This is a genomic window from Chloroflexota bacterium, from assembly GCA_018648225.1.
Taxonomy (GTDB): Bacteria; Chloroflexota; Anaerolineae; order Anaerolineales; family UBA11858; genus NIOZ-UU35.
The window spans coordinates 1-1,933 of record JABGRQ010000005.1 but is presented as its reverse complement, the minus strand read 5'-3'; the positions used below and the strand labels follow the sequence as shown (position 1 = coordinate 1,933).

The window sequence follows — 1,933 nt, the reverse complement described above, 5'->3', positions numbered from 1 at the left end:
CTTGGACTGGTTGCCCTGGCAAAATATCTCAATATGAAAAAGTTATGGAAATCTCCCCAGCCTGTGATCGGTAAGTGACTCAAAAAATAGATTGAATTAACTATACCCCTGCAATTCTTCTTTTTTGTGAAGACGCGCGAGAATCTTCTCACTGGTCAACTCGCGCAGGGCATCACGCGCGATCCAGCGGGCGGTCCGGTCGTCAATCGTAAGGATGCGGTTTGAGAGGTCAACTGCAGCTGCGTTGAGAGCCAGGTTGCGTTTACCGATATTGCGGAGAGCCCAATTGACGGCTTTTTTGACGAAGTTGCGCGGGTCGGTCACGTTGGAGAGGATGGTGGGAAAGGCAGCGATGAATTTTTCATCCGGGGCTTTCTTGTCATGCCAGGCTAAACCAGCCAGCAGGGCATAGGCGGCACGGCGGGTGTACTCTGGCTCCCCGGCAGCCCACAGCGCGACCTTGTCCCATGCAAGAGGCGATCTATCGAAGAGGCTGCAACAGGCGGTATCGCACACATCCCAGGCGTTGAAATCCGCAACCCAGAGGTCCATCTGGGAGGATGTGATGGCAAGTGGGTCGGCAACCATCGCTGCGAGCAGGCGCGCTTCAGGGATAGCGGCAGCCCACAATTGGAGTGCCAGCGGGTGGTCCACGCCAACGGATTTAGCAATGCGGCGCAGGTCGGGCATGGTGATGCCGAGGCGCCCAGTGGTGACGATCCCAAAATGAGCGATGCCGGATAGTTTGTCTTTGTCCGCCAGTGTATGCAGCTGGGCGAGGATATTGTCAATTGTGTTCATGCACACCTTTTTTTAAAAAAAAGCCATTTGAATGCAAGAGGCAGTTTTGCATACTATTTACTGATCCACCCGATTCCATAGAAAAGCGACACAGCGCGTATTCATGATATGGTCGTCAAACAGCAGGGATGCCGGAGAATTCGCCATCCCAAGACAAACATGCAACGGCAGGAGATGTTCTTCCCGCGGGTGACAGTAGCGGGCGAAGGGCGCCTGTTCCCATGTGATTAACCTTTGTTCACGTTCAAATTGAGACAACGGGGTAGTGCAAGTTTCGATGAGCCAATCCTGAAAAGCATCGTTAGAAGGATTTGGCTTGTCTGGCTCCTGATTGAAAAAAGCGTTCAGGTTGTGAAAAGAAAATCCGGAGCCGATCACGAGGATGTTCCTGGAATTCAATTCCCTGAGTGCATTCCCCAGTGCGATATGGGCAGCGGGTTCCAGACCGCGCAAAAGGGAGAGCTGGATCGAGGGGATATCCGCGTTCGGATAGATAAGTTTGAGAGGGATGAACGCGCCATGGTCAAACCCGCGCTGAAGATCCACATACGCGGCAATACCATTTTCTTCAAGCAGGTTCGCAACCTGATGGGCCAATTCGGGGCTTCCCGGAGCAGGATAGGTGACTTGATACGCTTTTTCAGGAAAGCCAAAGTAATCGTAGAGCATGGGGGGCATCGACGCCCCCAACAATGCAGCTGTACTTTCTTCCCAATGGGCGCTAATAACGAGAATCGCATCGGGACGGGTTAGTTTGGTGGGAAGAGCGGTCATGAAATCCACCATCGCCTGGTGACCGGGATCATTCAGCAGGGGGAGCGGACCGCCGCCGTGAGAAATGTAGATAATCTGAGCTTGTTTTTTCATTTATACCTTCCAACGAATCTGTTAGACGAATTTTTCTGTTTTCGTAGATTAAAACGACGCGGGTGAGAACCATGACGATGGTAATTACTTCTTTACACTTCAAATTCTATCAAAATCCATTTTGAAAATAATTGTAGGTAAGACCTAATTAATCGGTACTCAAAGAATCGAGATGAGAAAAAAGGCCACTTCAACTAAGCCTGCAAAGCACACGGATGCGATCACAGAAAAGAGTGATCCCTTCAGAAAGGAAATGAAATGAAAG

Annotated in this window: 2 protein-coding genes; both read right to left on the bottom strand. The window is 50.6% G+C overall.

The window, feature by feature from the left end; genetic code table 11:
• Positions 1-96 precede the first annotated feature (96 nt).
• Positions 97-801, bottom strand: a complete 705-nt coding sequence (locus HN413_00045) for a DNA alkylation repair protein (protein MBT3388778.1) — start codon at positions 799-801, stop codon at positions 97-99.
• Positions 802-858: 57 nt separating this feature from the next.
• Entirely contained in the window at positions 859-1,668 is an 810-nt protein-coding gene (locus HN413_00040; GenBank protein ID MBT3388777.1) for a dioxygenase, read from the bottom strand.
• Positions 1,669-1,933 lie beyond the last annotated feature (265 nt).